Origin of the sequence: Duganella sp. (genome assembly GCF_039595735.1) — a bacterium.
Lineage (GTDB): Bacteria > Pseudomonadota > Gammaproteobacteria > Burkholderiales > Burkholderiaceae_D > Rugamonas.
In genome coordinates this window covers 50,212-70,592 of the sequence record NZ_JBCNLB010000016.1, presented here as the reverse complement: position 1 = coordinate 70,592, position 20,381 = coordinate 50,212, and the positions used below count along the sequence as shown (strand labels likewise).

Genomic DNA, 20,381 nt, shown 5'->3' with positions numbered 1-20,381 from the left:
GGGCGGCAGGCGGTCACGGACGCGGCCCGCTGCGCCTGCGCGCCATCAGGGCTTCGGCGGCGATCGCCGCCGGCGCGATGAACACCAGGTTGCACAGTGGCGCCGCCAGCAGGTTGAGGGCCGCGGTGGAATGGCGGGGCGCGATGAACACCGAGTACCAGGCGGCGGCATCCAGCAGCAGCATCAGCAGGGCGCCCGCCAGCAGTGCCGTGCCGGCGTTGCGCCGCCGCAGCATCGGCGCCAGCGCGGCGTAGGGCGCCAGCGAGACCGCGCACAGGCCGAGGCGGAACGCCCAGCCGCCGTCCCCGAGCAGCAGCGCGGTGGCCAGGTGCAGGCTGGCTGCGGCGGCGATCAGCAGCCAGCCGGTCCGCCTGGTTCGTTCATGCGGCGATTTCCCGGGTTTCATAGGTCTGCGGCAAGGTGGCTTGCAGCAGATCGTATATGTCTTTCGCCCCCAGCGCCAGATGCGACGCTATCGTGCCCTCGGCCGACACCAGCACCGCGCTGGGCGTCACCAGCGCATCGTAGCTGGCGGCGACCTGCCGGTCTTCCTGCAGCAGCAGGATGCAGCCGCCGGGCGGACGCGGCTGCTGCGTTTGCAGCGTATCGACACGCAGGATGACGGCGATGCGCACCCGCTCGCGGAATTGCCGGTGCCAGCTTTCGATACGCGGCGCCAGCTCGGCGCAGGGGCTGCAGCCGATGTCGGAGAAGATCAGCAGCACCGGTAGTCCGGCCGAACGCAGCCGCGCCAACGACTGAGGCCGGCCGCCGCCGGCTTCCGGCAGCGTGAACTCGGGCGCCAGACTGCCGACCACCAGGCCGCGCGCTTGCGTGTCGACCGCCTGCAGTGGCTGCACGTTGGCGGCATCGAGCCGCAGTTCGATGTTATCCATGCGCAGGATCAGGCGGCCGTTCTGGCGCAGCACCTGATGCAGCAGCCACCATTGCGCCAGCATCACCGCCAGACAGGCCGACAAGGCCGGCGCTTCCGCCAGATAGTGCCACACGGATGCATGCGCGTAGGCCGGCCCCGCGTACACCAGCGTGGCCGCCATCAGCAGCAGCACGCCGTTTCTGGCCAGCGTGGTGTTGCTGATGGGCTTGGCGTCCTCCAACCCGAAGCAGTTGCAGCTCGGGCGCAGGCCGCGCTGCAACAGGCAGGCCAGGACCGCGCTATAGATGGCCAGCAGTACGGCGCCGGCAGCGGCGCCCCACCACGCGGATGCGGCAAACAACAGCAGTGCGGCAATGGCCAACTCCGTCAGCGGCATCAGCCATGCCAGCGCCGGCCGCAGCGCGGCCGGGACGGCAAACTCGCCGAGCGTGGCGGCAAACGCGGCGCGGTGCTGCAGCTTGCCGGCGGCGGCCATCAGCAGTATCCCCGCCAGCAGCAGGCGCAGGGCCAGGAACAACATCATGAGCGCGTCCATTATCGTTTTCCTCCAAGGGTAGGGCCGTTGTAATGCTGGGCGCCGGCAAATGGCGAGATCAGCGGCGATGGCGTCAGGTCCGAGCACAGCGGCCCGCACAGCGCCACGCCGCCGCAGCAGTTGGTGCCGGCGCAGCCATATCCCGGCGGGCAATCGTCATGGGAGGTGCAGGTCGGCAAGCCGGCGCACGGCGTATTGCCGTGGATACAGGCGCCCGAGCCATCGGGGGCGGTGAAGCACACGCAGTCGCCGCCGCCCACGCAGGTCGGGAAGGCCCCGCAAACACCGCCGGCACAGGTGCGGCAATTGTCCGGCGGGCAGCAGTCGCAGGATAGTTTCTGTGCGCTGTCATAGGCGTCCTGCCCATAGGCAGCTACCGCGTTATAGTAGGTTTCCGCCTGCTTGAGGCAGCCCCCGCGTTTGATGCGCTGGATGGTGCCAGTGCCGGCAAAGGCGGCGTTGCAGATGGCGCTGAGGTCGTCGTAGAAGTTGGTGTCGCACAAGGCCTTGACCTGATTGCACTTGTCGTAGCAGCAGTCGTGCGTGTCGCAGGCCGGCACGAAGCTGACGCCGAAATAGCTTTGCGGCGGCGCCACCCAGGAGCCGGCCGCGCCGCAGCCGTTGGGCGTGCAGGTATGCGACAGATTGGCGGTGCGGGCAGGGCAATCCGCCAGCCGGGCGATCGGATGCTTTTGTACTATGCCGGCCGGGGTGCAGCAGGCCAGCGCGGAGTCGTACACCCTGTCATTGCACAGGCAGTTGCTGGCGGCCCAGGCATTGTCGATGCCGAAGCGGCTCAGCGCCGCCCCGCCCAGGGTGGCCATGGTCATTTTCAGCGCCGTGCGGCGCGAGGTGGCGCCCGCCAGCGTGCGGGCGATGTTGTCGAGTGCTGCATGCGGTGAGGTTTTCATGGCGTTCCCCTAGCTGGCACGGGCCGGTGACAACACGGTGTCCAGCCACACGGGGCCGGCCTCATCGCGCGCGTGGTCCCACGAGATCAGGCTGTAGGCGGTGGCTTCGGAACGTGCGGTCGGACTCTGGATCTCGAAGCCGCCCAGCGACTGCTGCGGTCCGATGTGGGCCTCGGCGGCGGCCCAGGCCGCGTAGGACATCAGGTCGGTTTGCGGCTGCCAGCCGGGTGGCGAGGCGGTCAGCGTGGTTGGTGCCACGAGATCGAGATGGAAAGCGGCAATGTACAGCGGGCTGCCCGGCGGCTCGTCGTTGAACAGCGTATAGGTCCAGGTGGCGTTGTTCAGCACCACGTTCACATGGGCGCGCAAGCGTGGCGAGGCATACGGCGCCGGCGCCGGAATCTTGAGGTAGCGGTTGATCACGAAGCCCAGCGTGCCGCCGGCCTGGTAGGTGCCGCGCAGCGTCAGCAGCACTTGCTGGCCGGGTGCCAGGCCGGCCGCGCTGAAGCGCGTGCCGATGCTGCCGCTGCCCTCGTTGCCGAGGTTGCCGATGAAGACGGGGAAATGCTGCGGGCTGAGACGGCGTGCCGCCCCCAGCGTGGCGCCGGTCAGGAACACTTTGCCGGCGCGCTCGCCGCCCACGTTGGCGACGATGAGGGAAAGAATGATTTCCTCGCCGGTGTTGATGACCGTGGCGTTGCCGGTGATGAGCTGGGGCTTGCTAGCCATGATGGCCTCCGTGCGGGTGGCGGCGACGCAGCAGCGGCATCAGCCCGGCCAGCATGATGGACAGCGTGGCCGGCTCGGGCACCGCCACCACTTCGTCGATGCGGAACAGGATGGTGATCAGGTAGGCGTAGTTGCCGTTGACATCCTGTAGCGTGACATCCAGCGGCTGGGGGCCGGGAGCGGCGCCGGCCGCCACGTCCACGGTGAACAGCGCGACATGGTCCCTGAACGAAAAACTGGGCAGGCTGAATGGTACTTGCCCCAGTTCCTGCAACGGCGTCAGCACAGTCGGGTCGAAGTTGGCGAAGTTGAGGAACAGCTCGGTCGCGTCCAGCGCCGCGTTGGTGCGGTTGATGATGCTGCCGGCGATGTGAATGCTGTCGCCGGCCGAGGCCGACACGATGCTCTGATTCGGCGTAAGGGTGAGCAGCGGCAGCGCGTGCGCAACATGCGCCAGCACAAGTAGCAACAATGCGGCCAGCACGCGGGCGGCCGCTCGGTGTGTGAAATTGAACATGGAAATCCCCTGGTTGGCGTGGCGCGAAAAGCGACGCATTAACCATGCCCATGGCCGGGAACTCAGTGAAATCAAGCTGTTAGGCTATGTGCCACATCGGCCCGTGCGGCAAATGTAAAGATGGCCGACAGCTGCCCGTCAGCGCACCCGCACCACACGTTCGGCGCCCACCGGGTTGACCGCATAGCCGTTCCGGCCCGCCGCCTTGACCCCATACAGAGCCTGATCGGCGGCGCGCATCACTTCTTCCGCCGTGGCCGCCGCGTTGGTGGTGACGGCGATGCCGATGCTGGTCTTGACCTCGCGCGGCGCGCTGGCCAGCATGAACGGCGGATGCATGGCGTCCAGGATTTTCTTGCCCAGCACATCCATCTCGGTGGTCGACGACAGCTGCTCAAACACAATCACGAATTCATCGCCGGCCAGCCGCGCCACGGTGTCGGTGGTGCGCACCGCGGCGGTCAGGCGGCGCGCGAACTCGATCAGCACCTCGTCGCCGGCAGGGTGGCCGAGCGTGTCGTTGATGGCCTTGAAGTGGTCGATGTCGAGGATGGCCAGCCCCACCGGCTGGCCCGAACGGGCCGCGCGCGCCAGCGCCTGCGGCAGGAAGGCGTCGAACATGCGGCGGTTGTTGATGCCGGTCAGGACATCGGTGGTGGCCAGCCGGTGCAGCTCCAGCTCGGCCTGCTCGCGCCGCTGCGACAAGCCATAGAAGGCGCGGCTCAGGTGGCCGAACTCGTCCTTACGCGCCACGTCAAACACCGCAATGTTGGCGCGCCCGGCGCTGATGTCTTCCACGTGGCGGTGCAGGCGCCGCAGCGGCCGCAACAGGTTCTTGGTGATGAGCCAGCCGAACAGTCCGGCCACGCCGGTCAGCACGGTCGCGCCCAGCAAGGCCCGCAACCGCACGTTCAGCATGGAGGCAAACGCGCTGCGCACCGGATAGGACAGGCCGATGATCCAGTCGGCCTCGCGCAGGTGCTTGTGCACCAGCAGCACGGGCACGCCGTCGTCGAGCAGGCCGTCTTCCCAGCCTTCGGGGCTGCGCAGCGCCGCTTCCAGCAGCGTGCCGGCGCCGTCGTCGCCGCGCTCCAGGATGCGGCTCTTGTCCGGATGGTGCACAAACGTGCCGTGGTCGGTGACGATGAACAGATAGCCGTCCGCGCCCGAGCGCAGCGTGTCCAGCTGGGCCGAGAACGAGGGCCGCAGCAAGTCGATCGCGCCCAGCAGGATGCCGGTCAGCTTGCCCTCGGCATCGCGCAGCGGCTGGGTCAGCACCACCACCGGCTGGCCGGACAGCGTGCTTTTGAACGGCGCCGAGATCACGCCTTCCTGCAGGCGCAGCGTGTCCTGGAAATACTTGCGCTCGGTGATGTTGACGCGCTTGGCGCGGCGGTCGCGCAGGCTGGCCACCAGGTTGCCGTCGAGGTCGAAGGCGTTGACGTTGAAGAAGGCGTCGCGCAGGGTTTCGTGGGCTTCCAGCCGGGCCTGGATCTGGTCCAGCGGCAGCCCGCGGTCGTTGATTTCCTCGGTCAGCGACTTCAGCAACTGGCGTTTGTTTTGCAAGTCGTTGTCGATGAACGCGGCCGCGCCGGTCAACAGCGACAGCTCCTGGCGCGCGATCACCAGCCGCAGCTCGGATTCCGCGATCAGCAGGGAAATGCCGCCGGCGCCGATGCCGGCAAACAACACCAATGCAATGACCAGTGCCGTGATCTTGAACTTGAAGCTATAAAAAAAGCTGGAGAGAGGCCGCATGGTGGCTCCTGGCCGGCAACGCGGGGGAGGGTTCCAGTATAGCGCATCGGGCAACTGTATCGCGCGCCGCTGAGCCCTGCTGCGATTTCTATTGTTATGTAGAAATGATTGGGCTAAGCTGGGATAGCAGAATAAGCCAGAATAAAGGAGACATGATGTTTGCTAACCTGACCATTCGTACCCGGCTGATCGCTACCATGGCACTGCTTGGCGTACTCATCATCTTTATCGGGGCGCGCGGCATTGCGGCGCTGCATACTTCCAACAACGTGCTCAAGGACGTCTACTCGAACGCCATGGTATCCATGAAGGCGATCTACGAGGCGCAGATCCAGATCGACCGTGCGCGCCTGTCGCTGGATCGCGTGGCGCTCAGTCCGGATGCCGCCAACGTCGAGGACACCTTGAAAAGAGCGCAAGGTTTCCTCGATGGTAACGAGAAATTCTGGAAGAGCTATCTGGCGCTGCCGTTTGGCGCCGGCGAAAAGCTGCTGGCCGATGAGGTCGAGGCGACGCGCCAGGCGCTGGTCAGGGATGGCCTGCAGGCTGCCATCAAGGCCCTCAACAACAAGGACAAGGCCGAGATCGACCGGCTGATGCTGAGCGAGATCACGCGCCTGTTCCGCCTGTACACCGACGCTTCCGAAAAGCTGTCCAGCTATCAGCTGAAATCGACGGCGGAGCAGTACCAAGCCAGCCAGGCCGATTATCAGCGCAATATGACGCTGGCGATCGTCACCATCGTGGCCGGCATTCTGGTGGCCGGCGTTTCCGGCCTGCTGCTGTTGCGCGCCGTGATGCAGCCGCTGGATCAGGCGCGCACGCATTTCCACGCCATGGCCGGCGGCAACCTGGCCAACCGCATCGAGCTGGGCCGCAAGGATGAGATGGGCGAGATGATGGAAGGCCTGCAGCAAATGCAGGAGCGCCTGGCCGGCACCGTGCGCAGCGTGCGCGAGGGCAGCGACGCCATTGCCACCGCCAGCAGCGAGATCGCCGCCGGCAACCTCGACCTGTCGCGCCGCACCGAGCAGCAGGCCGCCAATCTGGAGGAGACCGCGTCCTCGCTGGAACAGCTCACCTCCACCGTCAAGCAAAATTCGGACAATGCGCGGCAGGCCAATGCGCTGGCGGCGTCGGCCTCGGACATCGCGCTCAAGGGCGGCGAACTGGTGACGCGCGTGATCGACACCATGGGCTCGATCACGCAATCGTCCGACAAGATTGCCGACATCATTGGCGTGATCGACGGCATCGCGTTCCAGACCAATATCCTGGCGCTGAATGCGGCGGTGGAAGCGGCGCGCGCCGGCGAGCAGGGGCGCGGCTTTGCCGTGGTGGCCACCGAGGTGCGCAACCTGGCACAGCGTTCGGCGGCCGCCGCCAAGGACATCAAGGCGCTGATTACCGATTCGGTCGAAAAGGTGGGCAGCGGCAGTGCGCTGGTCAACGAGGCCGGCGCCACCATGCAGGAGATCGTCACCAGCGTACGCCGCGTGACCGACATCATCAGCGAAATCAGCTCGGCCGGGCGCGAGCAGGAAATCGGCATCGAGCAGATCAACACGGCGGTGGCCGAGATGGACAACGTCACGCAGCAGAATGCGGCGCTGGTGGAGCAGGCGGCGGCCGCGTCGCAAGCCATGCAGGAACAGGCCGTCAAACTGGCCGAGATGGTGGCGGTGTTCCAGGTGGCAGGCGATAGCGGCGTGCGCCGCCCGGCGGCAAGGGCCACGGCGGCGGCCGTGGCCACGCCAGCTGCGGCAAAGCCGGCGCCGGCAGCGGCGCTCAGGCTGGCGCCCAAGCCCGCCGCAAGGCCGGCCGCGCCGCGCAAGGCGCCGGCTGACAACAGCGCGGAGTGGGAAGAATTCTGATCTGCGGAACTCGCATTGCGCTGGCCGGGTCACATGGATTTGACCGGAGAGCGCGATGCACGTCCTTGATATCGCCAACCCCGCCGCCAACCGCGGCCAGCGCTGGCGCAACGCCGGCCTGTTATCGGCGGCCACGCTGGCCGCCGCCTATCTCTTCGTGCGCGTCCAGAGCGCGCGCACCGAGCATGCCCATCCGCCGGCCGGCAGTTTCGTCGATGTCGATGGCCTGCGCCTGCATTACATTGAGCAGGGCGATGGCCCGGCGCTGGTCCTGTTGCACGGGAATCTGGTCACGGCCGACGATTTCCGCTGCAGCGGCCTGATCGAACGGCTGGCGCAACACTACCGCGTGATCGCCATCGACCGCCCGGGCTTTGGCTACAGTGATCGTCCGCGCGACGTCAGCTGGACGCCGGATGCGCAAGCCACGCTGCTGCATCAGGCGCTGCGCAGGCTGGGCGCGGGGGCATACCTGCTGCTGGCGCATTCCTGGGGCACGCTGGTGGCGCTGGCCATGGCCCTGCAGGAGCCGGAGCGGGTGCAAGGCATGCTGCTGCTGTCAGGCTACTATTATCCCGGCCCGCGCCTCGACGTGCCGGTGGCAGCCATGCCCGCCATTCCGCTGTTGGGGGACCTGATGCGCCATACGATTTCGCCGTTGTTGGGCAGGCTGATGTGGCCGCTGACGGCCAAGGGCATGTTCAGCCCGGGCGCGGTGCCGGACAGCTTCCGCCGCGAGCCGCCGTGGATGCAGCTGCGGCCTTCGCAGATCCGCGCCACCGCCTCGGAAGCGGCCTTGATGATCCCCGGCGCCGCCGTGCTGGAAGGCCGCTACGGCGGACTGCGCGTGCCGGTCACGCTGATGGCTGGCGAGGATGATCGCGTGATCGACCCGCATGGGCATTCGGAACGATTGCAGCAGACCTTGCCGGACAGTGAACTGGTGCTGCTGCCTGGCCTGGGGCATATGTTGCCGCACCTGGCGCAGGAGGAGATTGTGGCCGCCATCAACCAGGTAGCGGAGCGCGCCGGCCTGAGCGTGCCGGCGCGGCTGGATGGCGCGGCGCCACATCCTGGGGAGGCGATGTAGGACTTACTCTTCCAGCAGGCTGCGCAGCATCCACGCGGTTTTTTCGTGAACGTCCAGACGCTGGGTCAGCAGGTCGGCGGTAGGCTGGTCATCCGCCTCGTCGACCACCGGCAGCAGCTTGCGCGCGGTGCGGGCGGTGGCTTCCTGCGCCGCCACCAGATGGCGCACCATGTCCAGCGCGGCCGGCACGCCTTCGATTTCCTTGATGGTCGCCAGCTTGACGAACTGGGCGTAGGTGCCCGGCGCCGGATAGCCCAGCGCGCGGATGCGCTCGGCGATCTGGTCCAGCGCGGCCCACTGTTCGGTGTACTGGGTCATGAACATCTGATGCAGGGAATTGAACATCGGACCTTTTACGTTCCAGTGGAAGTTGTGGGTCATCAGGTACAGCGTGTAGCTGTCGGCCAGCAGGCCGGACAGGCCGGCGGCAATAGTGGCGCGGCTTTCGTCGGAAAGGCCGATGTCGATCTTGATTGCTTTGTCACCCATCACTTACTCCTTTTCAATCAACTTGGATGGTGCCATTGTAGCGCCATGCCGCCGAACCTGCCTGTCCCGCTGGCTAGAGGGTGGCCGACCAGCCGCCGCCGATGGCTTTGACCAGTTGCACGCCGGCCTGGCGGTAGCGTGTGGTCAGATCCAGCTCGCTGCGGCGTGCCTGCAGGTAGGCGGTTTGCGCGGTCACCACTTCCAGGTAGCTGGCCGCGCCCTGGTCGTAGCGCTTCTTGGCCAGGTCCAGCGCGCGGCCTGCCGCGGCGGCGGCCTGGTGGTCGAATTGGGCCGCCTGGTCATAGTTGTTGAGCAGGGTGAGCTGGTCCTCGACCTGCTGGAACGCGGTCAGCACCACCGCGCGGTAGCGCTGGCCGGCTTCCTCCAGCGCCGCTTCGGCGCCGGCGATCTGCGCCTTGCGACGGCCGCCGTCCAGCAGGTTGACCGCCAGCGTCGGGCCGACTGCCCAGAACAGATTGGACGCCTGGGCAAAGCGGCTGAAGTCGCTGGTCTGGAAACCGCCGCTCAGGCCCAGCGTCAGCGACGGGAACAGCGCGCTGCGCGCCACGCCGACCTGGTCGCTGGCGGCCGCCACCCGCAGCGCGGCGGCGGCGATGTCGGGACGGCGTTGCAGCAGCAGCGAAGGCACGCCGACCGGCACCGCAGGCGTGGTGAAGTGGTGATCGGCGGCCGGTGCCAGCGTGAAGCTGGAGGCGCTGGCGCCGACCAGGGCGGCAATCGCATGCGCCAGCACGCTGCGCTGGGCCAGGCGCTGGCGCAGCACCGAGCGGTTCGATTCCAGCTGCGTTTCGGCGCGCGCCAGATCCAGGCCGGAAGCGTTGCCGCCGTCGTGGCGCCGGGCCATCAGCTCGGCCTGGCGCTGGTAAGCGGCTTCGGTTTCGCGCAGCAGCTTGATGTCGGCATCGGCGCCGCGCAGGGCCAGCAGGGTGTCGGCCAGCTGGATTTGCAGCGACAGGCGGGCCGCCGCCAGATCGGCATTGGCGGCGCGTTCCTGCGCCGCGCCAGCGCTGACCTGTTGGCTGATGCGGCCCCACAGGTCAACCTCGTAGCCCAGGTCGAATTGCAGCGTGCCGCTGTTGTACTCGGCCGGCGAGGTGGCGCCGCGCAGCGGCCTGAGGTCGGACTGGCGGTCGCGCTGGCCGTTCAGCGACACGCCCAGCGTCGGCGATTGCGCCGCGCGCAGCACGCCGGTGGCGGCCTGCGCCTGCTTGTAGCGCGCCAGCGCGCTGGCCAGGTCGGGGCTGTTGGCGATCAGCTGTTGTTCCAGCTGATCGAGCTGGGGATCCTGGTACATGCTCCACCAGTTGGCCGGCAGCAGCGGCGCCCTGGCGTTGGCGTCGGCCCAGCCGGCAGGGACGTCGCGGAAGCTGCCGGCCAGCGGCACGGCGGGCGGCTGCTGCAGCGGCGCTTGCGCGCAGGCGGCCAGCGCCAGGGCGAGGGTAGTGGCGTAAAGGATTTTCACAGCTTGGCCTTTGCGTTGGTGGTGGCGGCCGCCACCCGCACCACGTCGCCAGTGGCCACGCCGTCCGGCGGATTGGCGATGACCTGGTCGTTGCGGTCGATGCCGGACGCGACTTCCAGCAGGTTGCCGAGGTCGCGGCCGACGGTGATCGGCTTCACCACCACCCGGTTATCCTTGCCCAGCGTCGCCACCTGGGTGCCGGCTTTGTTGAAGATCAGCGCGCTTGGCGGAATGCTCAATGCGCTGCTGGCCAGCGGCGCGTCGAAGTGAATCGAGGCATAGCCGCCCGGCAGCAGCTCGCGGCTGTCGTTCTGCACGGTCAGCTGCACCAGCATGGCGCCGGAGCTGGCGTTGATCGCTTGCGACAGCGACTGCACGGTGGCGGTGTACACCTTGCCCGGACGTTCAGGCACGCTCAGCTCGGCCTTGTCGCCGGCCTTGATGGCGGCCACCTGGCGCTGCGGCACATTGACGTACACGCGCAGGCGGCTGATGTCGGACACCACGAACAGCTCGCTGCCCGGCGCGCCGCCAACGCTGATCAGCGCGCCCACATCGGTATTGCGGGCGGTGACCACGCCGTCGAACGGCGCCACCAGGCGGGTGTAGCGCTGCAGCGCCTGCACGCGGTCGACATTGGCTTGCATGGCGTTGACCGCCGACTGCTTGGCCGCCAGGTCGCCGGCTTTTTCATCGGCTTCCTGGCGCGAGACGGCGTCCGCTGTCAGCAGACCCTGCCAGCGCTTGGCGGTGCTGGCCGCCAGCGTCAGGTTGCTGCGCGCGGTGGCCAGTTCGGCTTTCGCTTGCAGCAGTTGCTGGTCGAGGTCGGGCGTTTCGATATCGGCCAGGGTCTGGCCCGATTTCACCTGGGCGCCGATATCGGTGCTCCAGCTTTTCAGGTAGCCGCTGACGCGCGCGTAGATCGGCGCGCGCTGCCACGGTTCGATGCGCGCCGGCAGTTCCAGCGGCGCGCCGGTGACCTGGCCGGCGGCCAGCACGCTCACCAGCGGCACCAGCGGCTTGCTGGCTTCCTTGACTTGTTCGGCTTGCGAACGGCGGCTGATCACGCCGGCCGCCACCAGCGCGGCGGCGAGAACGATCAGGCCCAGGGCCAGCGGCTTGTGACCCGTACGAGAAGAGTTAGACATGGACAGGTACTCCGGAAATGGGTTGGTCGTTGGAGAATGATTTGGGCGCGTGCTTGCGGTGCACCAGGCTGAACACGACCGGCACGAACAGCAGGGTGGCGGTGGTCGCGAAGATCAGGCCGCCGATCACGGCGCGGCCCAGCGGCGCGTTTTGCTCGCCGCCGTCGCCCAGGCCCAGCGCCATCGGCAGCATGCCGATGATCATGGACAGGGCGGTCATCAGCACCGGGCGGAAGCGCACCGAGCCGGCTTCCAGCGCGGCCCTGGTGGCGTCGCCCAGTTCATCCAGGCGCTCGCGGGCGAAGGAAATCACCAGCACCGAGTTGGCGGTGGCCACGCCCATGCACATGATGGCGCCGGTCAGGGCCGGCACCGACAGCGTGGTGTTGGTGGCAAACAGCATCCAGACAATGCCGGCCAGCGCCGCCGGCAGCGCCGAGACGATCACCGCCGGGTCCAGCCAGGACTGGAAGTTGACCACGATCAGCAGGTAGATCAGCACCACCGCGCCCAGCAGGCCGAACAGCAGGCCGGCGAAGGCGCGGTCCATGGTTTTCACCTGGCCCAGCATCTGCACCGACGAACCTTTCGGCAGCTCGGCCCGGGTGTCGTCCAGCAGTTTGTTGATGTCTTTGGCGACGGCGGCCAGGTCGCGGTCCTGGGTGGTGGCGTAGATCTGCACCATCGGCTGGATGTCGTACTGGCTGACGATGGCCGACTGCGTGCCGCGCTCGAAGCGGGCCACGCCGCCCAGGGTGGCGGTGCCGGCGGTGGAACCGTTGCCGACCGGCAGATTGGCCAGCGCCGACAGCGAATCGAGCTGCGGTTGCGGCGTCTGCATCACGATCGGGTAGCTGACGCCGTTGGCCGGATTCAGCCAGAAGGTTGGCGCCACCTGCGAGGAGCCGGCCAGGTTGACCACCATGCTGTTGGTGATGTCGCGCGTGGTCAGGCCTAGTTGCTGCGCCTGGGTGCGGTCGACATCGACGTTGAACACCGGCGACTTGTTGGATTGCTGGATGCGCGCATCGGCCACGCCGGGAATGGCGCGGATGCGTTTCAGCAGCTTGTCGGCGTAGGCGTAGTTATCGTCGATCCTGGCGCCGCGGATCTGCACGTCGATCGGCGCCGGCGAACCGAAGTTCAGGATCTGGCTGACGATGTCGGCCGGCGGGAACGAGAAGGTGGTGTCCGGGAATTCTTCCGGCAGCACCTTGCGCAGCTTGCGCACGTAGTCGGCGGTCGGCGCGTGGTCTTCGCTCAGGGCGATCTGGAAGTCGCCGTCCTGCGTGCCCATGGTGCCGGTGTTGTTGTACACCGTGTTGATCGAGCTGGCCGGCAGGCCGATGTTGTCGGTCAGGGTGACGATCTGCCCGGCCGGAATCACGCGGCGGATGGCTTGCTCGATGCGGGCGAAGCGGGCCGAGGTTTCTTCAATACGGGTGCCGATCGGCACGCGCACGTGGATCAGCACCTGGCCGGCATCCACCGATGGGAAGAAGTTACTGCCCAGGAAAGGCACCATCGAGAACGAGGCTGCCACCACCAGCAGGAAGCCGATGATGAACTTCCTGCGGTTGGCCACTGCCGTCTCCAGCACGCCCGCGTAGGCGCCACGCAGGCGCTCGAAGCGCGCTTCGAAGGCGCGCTGGAAACGCACCAGCGGATTGCGCGACGGCGCCGGCGCGCCAGTGCCGCCGTGGGCGTGGGCATGGCCTTCGCCGGTGTCGTGCGGCCTCAGCAGATAGTTGGCCATGGTCGGCACCAGGGTACGCGACAGGATGAAGGAGCAGATCATGGCGAAGATCACCGCCTCGGCCATCGGCACGAACAGGAAGCGCGATACACCGTCCAGGAAGAACATCGGCACGAACACGATGCAGATGCACAGCAGCGAGACAAAGGCCGGCGTGGTGATCTGCGCCGCGCCGTCGAGAATGGCCGCTTCCACCGGCTTGCCGTGTTCCAGGTGCCAGTTGATGTTTTCGATGGTGACGGTGGCGTCATCCACCAGGATGCCCACCGCCAGCGCCAGGCCGCCCAGCGTCATCAGGTTGAGCGACTCGCCCAGCGCGGACAGGGCGATGATGGAGCCGAGAATCGACAGCGGAATCGATACCGCAATGATGATGGTCGAGCGCCAGCTGCCGAGGAACAGCAGGATCATCAGGCTGGTCAGCGCGGCGGCAATCACGCCCTCCGAGGCCACGCCCTTGATGGCGGCGCGCACGAACACTGACTGGTCATTGATCGGCGTCACGGTCAGCGCTTCCGGCCAGCCGGATTTGAGCGTGTTGATTTTCTCGCGGATGCCGTCCACGATGGACAGGGTGGAGGTCGAGCCGTTCTTCAGCACCGACATCAGCACCGAGCGGCTGCCATCCACGTGCACCACGTTGGTCTGCGGCGCGTTGCCGTCGTGGATGTTGGCGATGTCGCCCAGATAGATGGTGGCGCCGTTGACCACTTTCACCGGCAGGCGCGCCAGGTCGGCAATCGCGGAAGGGGCGCTGTTGAGCTGGATGGTGTATTCCAGCGAGTCGATTTTCTGCGTGCCGACCGGGGTCAGCACGTTTTGCGCGGCCAGCGCGTTGGCGATGTCCTGCGCCGACAGGCCGCGCGCCTGCAGCAGGGCCGGATCGACGTCGATCTGCACCTGGCGCTGCTTGCCGCCATACGGCAGCGGAATCGCCGCGCCCGGCACGCTGACCAGCGGCGTGCGCACGGTGTTGGTGCCGAGGTCGGACAGCTGTTGTTCGGACAGGCCCTTGCCGGACAGGGCCACCTGCAGGATCGGCACGGTGGCGGCGTTGTAGTTCAGGATCAGCGGCGGCGTGATCCCGGCCGGCATCTGCTTCAGCAGCGACTGCGAGATCGCCGTCACCTGCGCGTTGGCCACCGCGATGTTGACCGTGGGCTGGAAGAAGATCTTGACGATGCTGACGCCGGTGTAGGTGTTGGCCTCGATATGCTCGATGTCATTCACCGTGGTGGTCAGGGCGCGCTGGAACTGGGTCGAGACGCGGCCGGCCATCTGGTCCGGCGGCTGGCCGGTGTACTGCCAGGCCACCGCGATCACCGGGATTTTGATGTCTGGGAAAATGTCGGTCGGCGTGCGCAGCGCCGCCAGCGGACCGACGATCAGCAGCAGCAGGGCCATGACCACAAATGTATAGGGACGCCGAAGCGCCACGCGGACGATATCAATTAACACAAGGTTACCCCCAGGGAAAGGCTGTATGCGGCGGCGGAGTCGCGGCGCAAAGGAATTGCTACATTAGTGAATAATTCTATCTGCTTAATGATGATGGCTGACTTAAGAATTGTTTCTGGCATGTATCGGTGTGTATCGGACGACTTTGTCATCTGCTTGTAATCCGGGCGTCATCTTGTGGTCAGGGGACGGTTTCTATACTGGGTTCACCCTCAACCCACAAGGAAATCACCATGAAAAAACTGTTACTGGCCGGCGCTTTTGCCGCCCTGTTTTCCGGCGCTGCTTCGGCCGCGGTCGACAATATCGTATTAGTACATGGAGCGTATGCTGATGGCTCCTGCTGGAATGAAGTGATTGCCCTTCTCCAAAAGGCAGGGAAGCATGTGACTTCGGTGCAGAACCCGCTGACCTCGCTGGCGGACGACGCCGAGGCCACGCGCCGCGTGCTGGCCTTGCAGGATGGTCCGACCGTGCTGGTGGGCCATTCGTGGGCCGGCACCGTCATCAGTGAAACCGGCGCCGATCCGAAAGTGAAAGCGCTGGTGTATGTGGCGGCGCGGGCGCCGGATGCCGGCGAAGATTACGGCGCGCTGGCGGCCCGTTTCCCGGCGCCGCCGGCCAGTGCTGGCCTGGTGAAATCGCCCGATGGCTTTGCGCAGCTGAGCGAGGAAGCGTTTGTGCGCGACTTTGCCGGCGATCTCGATCCGGCCCGCGCGCGCGTGCTGTATGCCGGCCAGGGACGCATTTCGCAAACCCTGTTCAGCAGCCGCACCACGCAGGCCGCGTGGAAGCTCAAGCCGACTTACTACGCGGTATCGGCCAATGACCGCACCACTTCGCCGGAACTGGAGCGCTTCCTGGCCAGGCGCATGGGCGCCAGGACCATCGAGCTGCCATCCAGCCACGTCTCGATGATCTCGCACGCCCGCGAGATTGCCGACCTTATTCTGGAAGCTGCGCAGTAAGCACGGCGGCGCCGCCGCTGTCCTTCACCGTGATCGCGCCGGCCGCCTGCTCAGGGCCGATCATGGTGCCATTGGCCATGCCCATCGCGTTGGTGCGGAAACTGCCGACCGCATGGCTTCCCTGGTACACGTCGTACACCGCATCCGGCTTCAGTTTGTACAGGAAGGCCTCGATCGATTCCACCACGCCCAGGTTGCGCAGCACCACAAAGCCCTTGCCTTGCGCGCCGACCGGCTGGAGCTGCACGTTGCGCGAATCCTGATTCACGCGCGGCACCAGGTTGGAGCGGTCGTCGGCCGACGGCGCCACATTCGACAGATAGACCAGTGCTTGCGGCGCCTGGCCGCCGCCCATGGTGGCGACGATCTTGTTGGTGGCGGTATCGATCACCTGCACGCCGTCGCCGTTTTCCAGGCCGACGTAGACGCGGGTGTTGTCGTCCGAGGTCCAGGCGCCGTGCGGCAGGGCGCCGGTGGCGATCGTGGCCAGCAGCTTCGCCTCCTTGCCGGTGCTGTACACCTTGACCGCGTTCTCGCCGCCGACCGTGACGTAGGCGCGCACCTCGCCGCCCACTTTGGCAAATGCCAGGTGGTTGGTGATGAAGCCGGTGTCGATCACGCCGGTGACTTCCAGCGTCGTGGTGCTGATGCGCGTGACTTTGCCGACGTCCTTGTGCGTCATCCAGATCTCGCTGTAATCCGGCGTGAATTGCAGGAACGGCGAAAACGGACTGACCACGTTGATGCGCTTGACGATGGTGTGCGAGGCGACGTCGATGATGTCCACCGTCGGCGTGAAGCTGGACACGGCAAACGCCAGCTTGCCGTTCGGGTGGAACTGCACCATGCCGGGACCGAGATCGGTCTGGATGCGGCGCGTTTCCTTGAACGTGACCGGGTCAATGACGGAAATATAGTCCTCGCCGCGCACCACCACCCAGACTTCCTTGCCGTCGGCGGTGAAGAAGCCTTCATGCGGCGAGCGGCCGATGTAGGTCTTGCCTTTGACCTTGTTGGTGGCGGTGTCGATGAAGGTCACCGAGTTGGAACCGTTGGAGATGACCAGCAATGTCTTGTGGTCGGGCGAGAAGCCGAGGCCATGGACGTTGGTCTCGCCGCGATACAGCGGCGACAGCACGTCCGGCCGCGAATTACCCAGTTTGATCTGGCCAAGCAGCATGTTGGTAGCTGGGCTGAAGACGGAAACGGTATTGGTGTTCTGGTCCGCCGTATATACGCGGTCCAGCGGCGAAGGGGCGGCGAAAGCCTGGGCGCACAGCAGCGCGCCCGCAGCAAAGGCGAATGATTTCATTTGGTGGGCTCCTTGTGGTTTTGCAGCCAGGCCTGCATGACCTTGATCTCGATCTGCTGCTCGGCGATGATGCCGAGCGCCAGATTGCGGATTTCGGGGTCCTGGGTGGACAGCAGCACGGCTTTTGCCATATCGACGGCGCCCTGGTGATGGGGCATCATCATGGTGACGAAGTCGTGATCGGGATTGCCGTTCATGGGCGCCTGGCGCATGCCGGCGTCCATCACGTTCATGGCGTCGTCCATCAGGGCGCTGAACGGCTTGGCGCTGCTGGCGACGAAGGTGGGCGGTGTGGCGGGCGCGGAATCCGCGCCGCCGTGGTGGTGGTTGTGTTCCTGCGCGTGGGCGCCTGCCGCGATCAGCGGCAGGACCACCAGGCAGGCAGCGATCGCGGCCCGCACCGGATCAGCCGCGGTACAGCGGGTTGCTGGCGACGTACACCGTGATCATGCCGGGGTTGATGCCTTCGGGCGCGATTTTCGCCAGGTCGAAGGCTGCTTCGCTGTGCAGCGTGTCAAAATGCCAGGTGAAGGACTTGCCGTTGACGTCGAAGGTCACGGTATCGCCGTTGTTGACGTTGACCCATTTGGTATCGGCCTTGATGGTGATGTGGCGGTCAGCGGCGGCCGCTGGCGTGGCCATGCCGAATTCCGGATGCGGGTTGACCGATGCGTGGGCGGCGCCGGCGGCCAGGGTTGCAGCGATGACGGTGATGCGCAGTGCTTTGAACATGATTGCTTCCTTTCGTTGTGGAGTGAAGATGTGGCCAGTCTAAAGAAGGGGCGCTGACAGGAAGATGACGCCCAAATGACAGATTTGTAATCCCCGCGGCACGGCAAAAAGCCGACAATGAACCCATCATGAAAATACTGATTGTTGAAGATGAACCGAAAGCAGGCGACTATCTGGTCAAGGGCCTGCAGGAATCCGGCTACGTGGCGGACCTGGCGCGCAATGGCGTCGACGGTCTGGCGCTGGCGCAGGAACACGACTACGACTTGATCGTGCTGGACGTGATGCTGCCGCAAATGGACGGCTGGACTGTGCTGGCGCGCCTGCGCGAGCGCAAGGAAACGCCGGTGCTGTTCCTGACCGCGCGCGACGATGTGGCCGACCGCGTCAAGGGCCTGGAACTTGGCGCGGACGATTATCTGGTCAAGCCGTTTGCCTTTGCCGAGCTGCTGGCGCGCGTCAAGACGCTGCTGCGGCGCGGCCCGGTGCGCGAGGCCGACATCATCCGCGTGGCCGATCTGGAAATCGACGTGCTGCGCCGGCGCGTGACACGCGGCGCCAACCGCATCGATCTCACCGCCAAGGAATTCGCGCTGCTGCACCTGCTGGCCAAGCGCCAGGGCGAGGTGCTGTCGCGTACCCAGATCGCTTCCATGGTGTGGGACATGAACTTTGACTCCGACACCAATGTGGTGGACGTGGCGATCCGCCGCCTGCGCGCCAAGGTGGATGATCCCTATCCGCTGAAACTGGTGCAGACGGTGCGCGGCATGGGCTATCTGCTGGAGCCGCGGCCGTGAGCTGGCGCCGCGGCCGGCCGCTGTCGCTGACGCTGCGCGTGGCCTTGCTGCTGGCCGCGGTGAGCGTGGCCAGTTTCCTGGCGGTCGGCGCCTACCTGTATCACACGCTGCAACGGCAGATGAGCAGCCGCGATGACGTGGAGCTGATCGTCAAGGCCGACCAGGTGCGGCACCTGATCGCCGGCATGCCGTCGGCGGAAGCGGTGCGTCAGGAAGCGCACGCGTTGAAGGACACGCTGTACGGCCATAACGATTTCATGCTGCGCGTGAACGCGGCCGATGGCAAGCCGCTGTTGCAGACCGCGGTCACTTCGCGCCCGCTGCCGCAGGTGGACAGCGTACCCGCCCAGCGCGCGCTGACGCTGGACGACATTCACGACTGGCAACCGGCCAGCGGCGTTGGCCGCATGGTGCGCGCCACCGGCCAGGCCGGCGCCGATCCGGTGCAGGTCACGCTAGCGCGCGAGCGCTCCGACCGGTTGCGCGTGTTGCGCGTGTACGCCGGCGATCTGCTGCTGGCGCTGGGTTGCGGCGCGCTGCTGGCGACCTTGCTGGGTTATTTCATCGTCCGCCGCAGCATGCTGCAACTGCGCTCGGTGGTGGCCAAGGCCAACGACATCAGCACCAGCCGCATGAATACGCGGCTGTCGGTGCAGGATGCGCCGGTGGAACTGCGCGAACTGGGCGCCGCCTTCAATGCCATGCTGAACCGGCTGGAAGACGGCGTGCAGCGCCTGTCCGGCTTTGCCGCCGATCTGGCGCACGACATGCGTACGCCGCTCAACACGCTGATGATGGAGACACAGGTGGCGCTGTCGCGTGCGCGCACGGTGGAGGAATACCAGGCGCTGCTGGCGTCCAACTTCGAGGAATATGAGCGGCTGTCGCGCATGATCGACAACACGCTGTTCCTGGCCCGCGTCGACAATGCCCAGATGGCGCTGAAACGCGAAACCCTGGATCTGCGGGCCGAACTGCAGCGCATCCACGATTATTTTGAGTTCCTGGCGGAGGATGCCGGCGTGCGCCTGCGGGTGGACGCCGCGCCGCTGCAAGCCAGCATCGATCCGGTGCTGCTGCAGCGCGCCGTCAGCAACCTGATGGCAAACGCCCTGGCCCATACGCCGGCCGGCGGCACGGTGACGCTGTCGGCGCGCCAGGTGGACGAGGGCGCTGAAATTGCCGTGGTCAACAGCGGCCCCGGCATCGATCCGGCCCACCTGCCGCATATTTTCGACCGCTACTACCGCGCCGACCAGGCCCGTTCGGCCGGCGCCGGACTTGGCTTGTCCATCGTCCGCGCCATCATGGAGTTGCACGGAGGGAATATCTCAGTGGCCAGCCAGCCCGGTTTGACGACTTTTTCGCTACGCTTCAAAAAAATTTAAAAAACCGTGTCGATTTCTGAGGTGCTGCTTCGTCGTAGGTATAGAGTTACCTGTTCAACCTACCAAGGAGACCATCATGGAAAATCAATTGCAAACCGTAACCCCCCACCTGGTATGTGAAGGCGCGGCAGACGCCATCGAGTTCTATAAAAAAGCCTTCAACGCGGTTGAAATCATGCGTTTGCCGGGTGAAAACGGCCGCATGATGCACGCCGCCATCAAGATCGGTGATTCCACCATCATGCTGGCCGACGACTTTCCGGAGTACGGCGGCCTGGGGCCGAAGGCGCTGAAGGGAAGTCCGGTTACCCTGCACCTGTCCTCGCCGGACGTGGACGCGGCTTTCAAGCAGGCAGTGGACGCCGGCGCCACCGTGCGCATGCCGCCAGCCGACATGTTCTGGGGCGACCGCTACGGCCAGGTGACCGATCCGTTCGGCCATCACTGGTCGATCGCCACCCATATCAAGGACATGACGCCGGAAGAAATGATGGCCGCCATGAAGGAGCAAATGCCCAGCGATTGCCAATAAGGA

The 20,381-nt window shown here is 66.1% G+C and carries 19 protein-coding genes; 6 read left to right on the top strand and 13 right to left on the bottom strand.

The genetic code is table 11. The annotated features are described in order from the left end of the window. Positions 1–13 precede the first annotated feature (13 nt). The 6 genes from ABDW57_RS21975 to ABDW57_RS21950 form a co-directional block, all read right to left on the bottom strand. Positions 14–406, bottom strand: coding sequence for a hypothetical protein (locus ABDW57_RS21975; protein ID WP_343732281.1), 393 nt, complete (start codon positions 404–406; stop codon positions 14–16). Further along, positions 381–1,433, bottom strand: coding sequence for a MauE/DoxX family redox-associated membrane protein (locus tag ABDW57_RS21970; RefSeq protein WP_343732280.1), 1,053 nt, complete (start codon positions 1,431–1,433; stop codon positions 381–383). Before ABDW57_RS21970 ends, ABDW57_RS21975 begins: the two co-directional genes overlap by 26 nt. Further along, complete coding sequence (locus ABDW57_RS21965) at positions 1,433–2,344, bottom strand: hypothetical protein (RefSeq protein WP_343732279.1); 912 nt, start codon at positions 2,342–2,344, stop codon at positions 1,433–1,435. Before ABDW57_RS21965 ends, ABDW57_RS21970 begins: the two co-directional genes overlap by 1 nt. Positions 2,345–2,353: 9 nt before the next feature. Continuing rightward, positions 2,354–3,073: a hypothetical protein gene (locus ABDW57_RS21960; RefSeq protein WP_343732278.1), complete on the bottom strand. Its 720-nt coding sequence runs from the start codon at positions 3,071–3,073 to the stop codon at positions 2,354–2,356. Beyond that, positions 3,066–3,590, bottom strand: a complete 525-nt coding sequence (locus tag ABDW57_RS21955; RefSeq protein ID WP_343732277.1) for a hypothetical protein — start codon at positions 3,588–3,590, stop codon at positions 3,066–3,068. The genes ABDW57_RS21960 and ABDW57_RS21955 overlap by 8 nt, the downstream gene beginning before the upstream one ends. Positions 3,591–3,728: 138 nt before the next feature. Beyond that, on the bottom strand, positions 3,729–5,348 hold the full coding sequence (locus ABDW57_RS21950) for a sensor domain-containing diguanylate cyclase (protein WP_343732276.1): 1,620 nt from the start codon (positions 5,346–5,348) through the stop codon (positions 3,729–3,731). A gap of 152 nt (positions 5,349–5,500) precedes the next feature. Here ABDW57_RS21950 and ABDW57_RS21945 point away from each other — a divergent pair, with 152 nt between their 5' ends. Both ABDW57_RS21945 and ABDW57_RS21940 read left to right on the top strand, forming a co-directional pair. Beyond that, positions 5,501–7,222: a methyl-accepting chemotaxis protein gene (locus ABDW57_RS21945; protein ID WP_343732275.1), complete on the top strand. Its 1,722-nt coding sequence runs from the start codon at positions 5,501–5,503 to the stop codon at positions 7,220–7,222. Between the two features lie 55 nt (positions 7,223–7,277). Further along, complete coding sequence (locus ABDW57_RS21940; protein WP_343732274.1) at positions 7,278–8,312, top strand: alpha/beta hydrolase; 1,035 nt, start codon at positions 7,278–7,280, stop codon at positions 8,310–8,312. A 3-nt stretch (positions 8,313–8,315) separates the two neighbouring features. On the opposite strand, the gene ABDW57_RS21935 is transcribed toward ABDW57_RS21940, so the two are convergent. The 4 genes from ABDW57_RS21935 to ABDW57_RS21920 all read right to left on the bottom strand — a co-directional run bounded on the left by ABDW57_RS21935 (position 8,316) and on the right by ABDW57_RS21920 (position 14,646). Next, positions 8,316–8,801, bottom strand: a complete 486-nt coding sequence (locus ABDW57_RS21935; RefSeq protein WP_161012726.1) for a Dps family protein — start codon at positions 8,799–8,801, stop codon at positions 8,316–8,318. Between the two features lie 73 nt (positions 8,802–8,874). Further along, complete coding sequence (locus ABDW57_RS21930) at positions 8,875–10,284, bottom strand: efflux transporter outer membrane subunit (protein WP_343732273.1); 1,410 nt, start codon at positions 10,282–10,284, stop codon at positions 8,875–8,877. Next, positions 10,281–11,432, bottom strand: coding sequence for an efflux RND transporter periplasmic adaptor subunit (locus ABDW57_RS21925; RefSeq protein ID WP_343732272.1), 1,152 nt, complete (start codon positions 11,430–11,432; stop codon positions 10,281–10,283). The genes ABDW57_RS21930 and ABDW57_RS21925 overlap by 4 nt, the downstream gene beginning before the upstream one ends. Further along, entirely contained in the window at positions 11,425–14,646 is a 3,222-nt protein-coding gene (locus tag ABDW57_RS21920) for an efflux RND transporter permease subunit (protein WP_343732271.1), read from the bottom strand. The genes ABDW57_RS21925 and ABDW57_RS21920 overlap by 8 nt, the downstream gene beginning before the upstream one ends. A 233-nt stretch (positions 14,647–14,879) precedes the next feature. Here ABDW57_RS21920 and ABDW57_RS21915 point away from each other — a divergent pair, with 233 nt between their 5' ends. Then, on the top strand, positions 14,880–15,614 hold the full coding sequence (locus ABDW57_RS21915) for an alpha/beta hydrolase (RefSeq protein WP_343732270.1): 735 nt from the start codon (positions 14,880–14,882) through the stop codon (positions 15,612–15,614). On the opposite strand, the gene ABDW57_RS21910 is transcribed toward ABDW57_RS21915, so the two are convergent. The 3 genes from ABDW57_RS21910 to ABDW57_RS21900 are packed head-to-tail and all read right to left on the bottom strand — an operon-like array spanning position 15,592 to position 17,658. After that, entirely contained in the window at positions 15,592–16,926 is a 1,335-nt protein-coding gene (locus ABDW57_RS21910) for a hypothetical protein (protein ID WP_343732269.1), read from the bottom strand. The two genes, ABDW57_RS21915 and ABDW57_RS21910, sit on opposite strands and share 23 nt — an antisense overlap. Continuing rightward, positions 16,923–17,327 (bottom strand): DUF305 domain-containing protein, encoded by a 405-nt coding sequence (locus ABDW57_RS21905; RefSeq protein WP_343732268.1) that lies wholly within the window; start codon positions 17,325–17,327, stop codon positions 16,923–16,925. Before ABDW57_RS21905 ends, ABDW57_RS21910 begins: the two co-directional genes overlap by 4 nt. Before the next feature lie 4 nt (positions 17,328–17,331). Then, complete coding sequence (locus ABDW57_RS21900; RefSeq protein WP_343732267.1) at positions 17,332–17,658, bottom strand: CzcE family metal-binding protein; 327 nt, start codon at positions 17,656–17,658, stop codon at positions 17,332–17,334. 128 nt (positions 17,659–17,786) lie between these two features. Here ABDW57_RS21900 and ABDW57_RS21895 point away from each other — a divergent pair, with 128 nt between their 5' ends. From ABDW57_RS21895 to ABDW57_RS21885, 3 genes are all read left to right on the top strand, one after another. Then, positions 17,787–18,458, top strand: a complete 672-nt coding sequence (locus tag ABDW57_RS21895) for a heavy metal response regulator transcription factor (RefSeq protein ID WP_343732266.1) — start codon at positions 17,787–17,789, stop codon at positions 18,456–18,458. Further along, positions 18,455–19,846, top strand: a complete 1,392-nt coding sequence (locus ABDW57_RS21890; RefSeq protein WP_343732265.1) for a heavy metal sensor histidine kinase — start codon at positions 18,455–18,457, stop codon at positions 19,844–19,846. The genes ABDW57_RS21895 and ABDW57_RS21890 overlap by 4 nt, the downstream gene beginning before the upstream one ends. Positions 19,847–19,922: 76 nt before the next feature. After that, positions 19,923–20,378 (top strand): VOC family protein, encoded by a 456-nt coding sequence (locus tag ABDW57_RS21885; RefSeq protein ID WP_343732264.1) that lies wholly within the window; start codon positions 19,923–19,925, stop codon positions 20,376–20,378. Positions 20,379–20,381 lie beyond the last annotated feature (3 nt).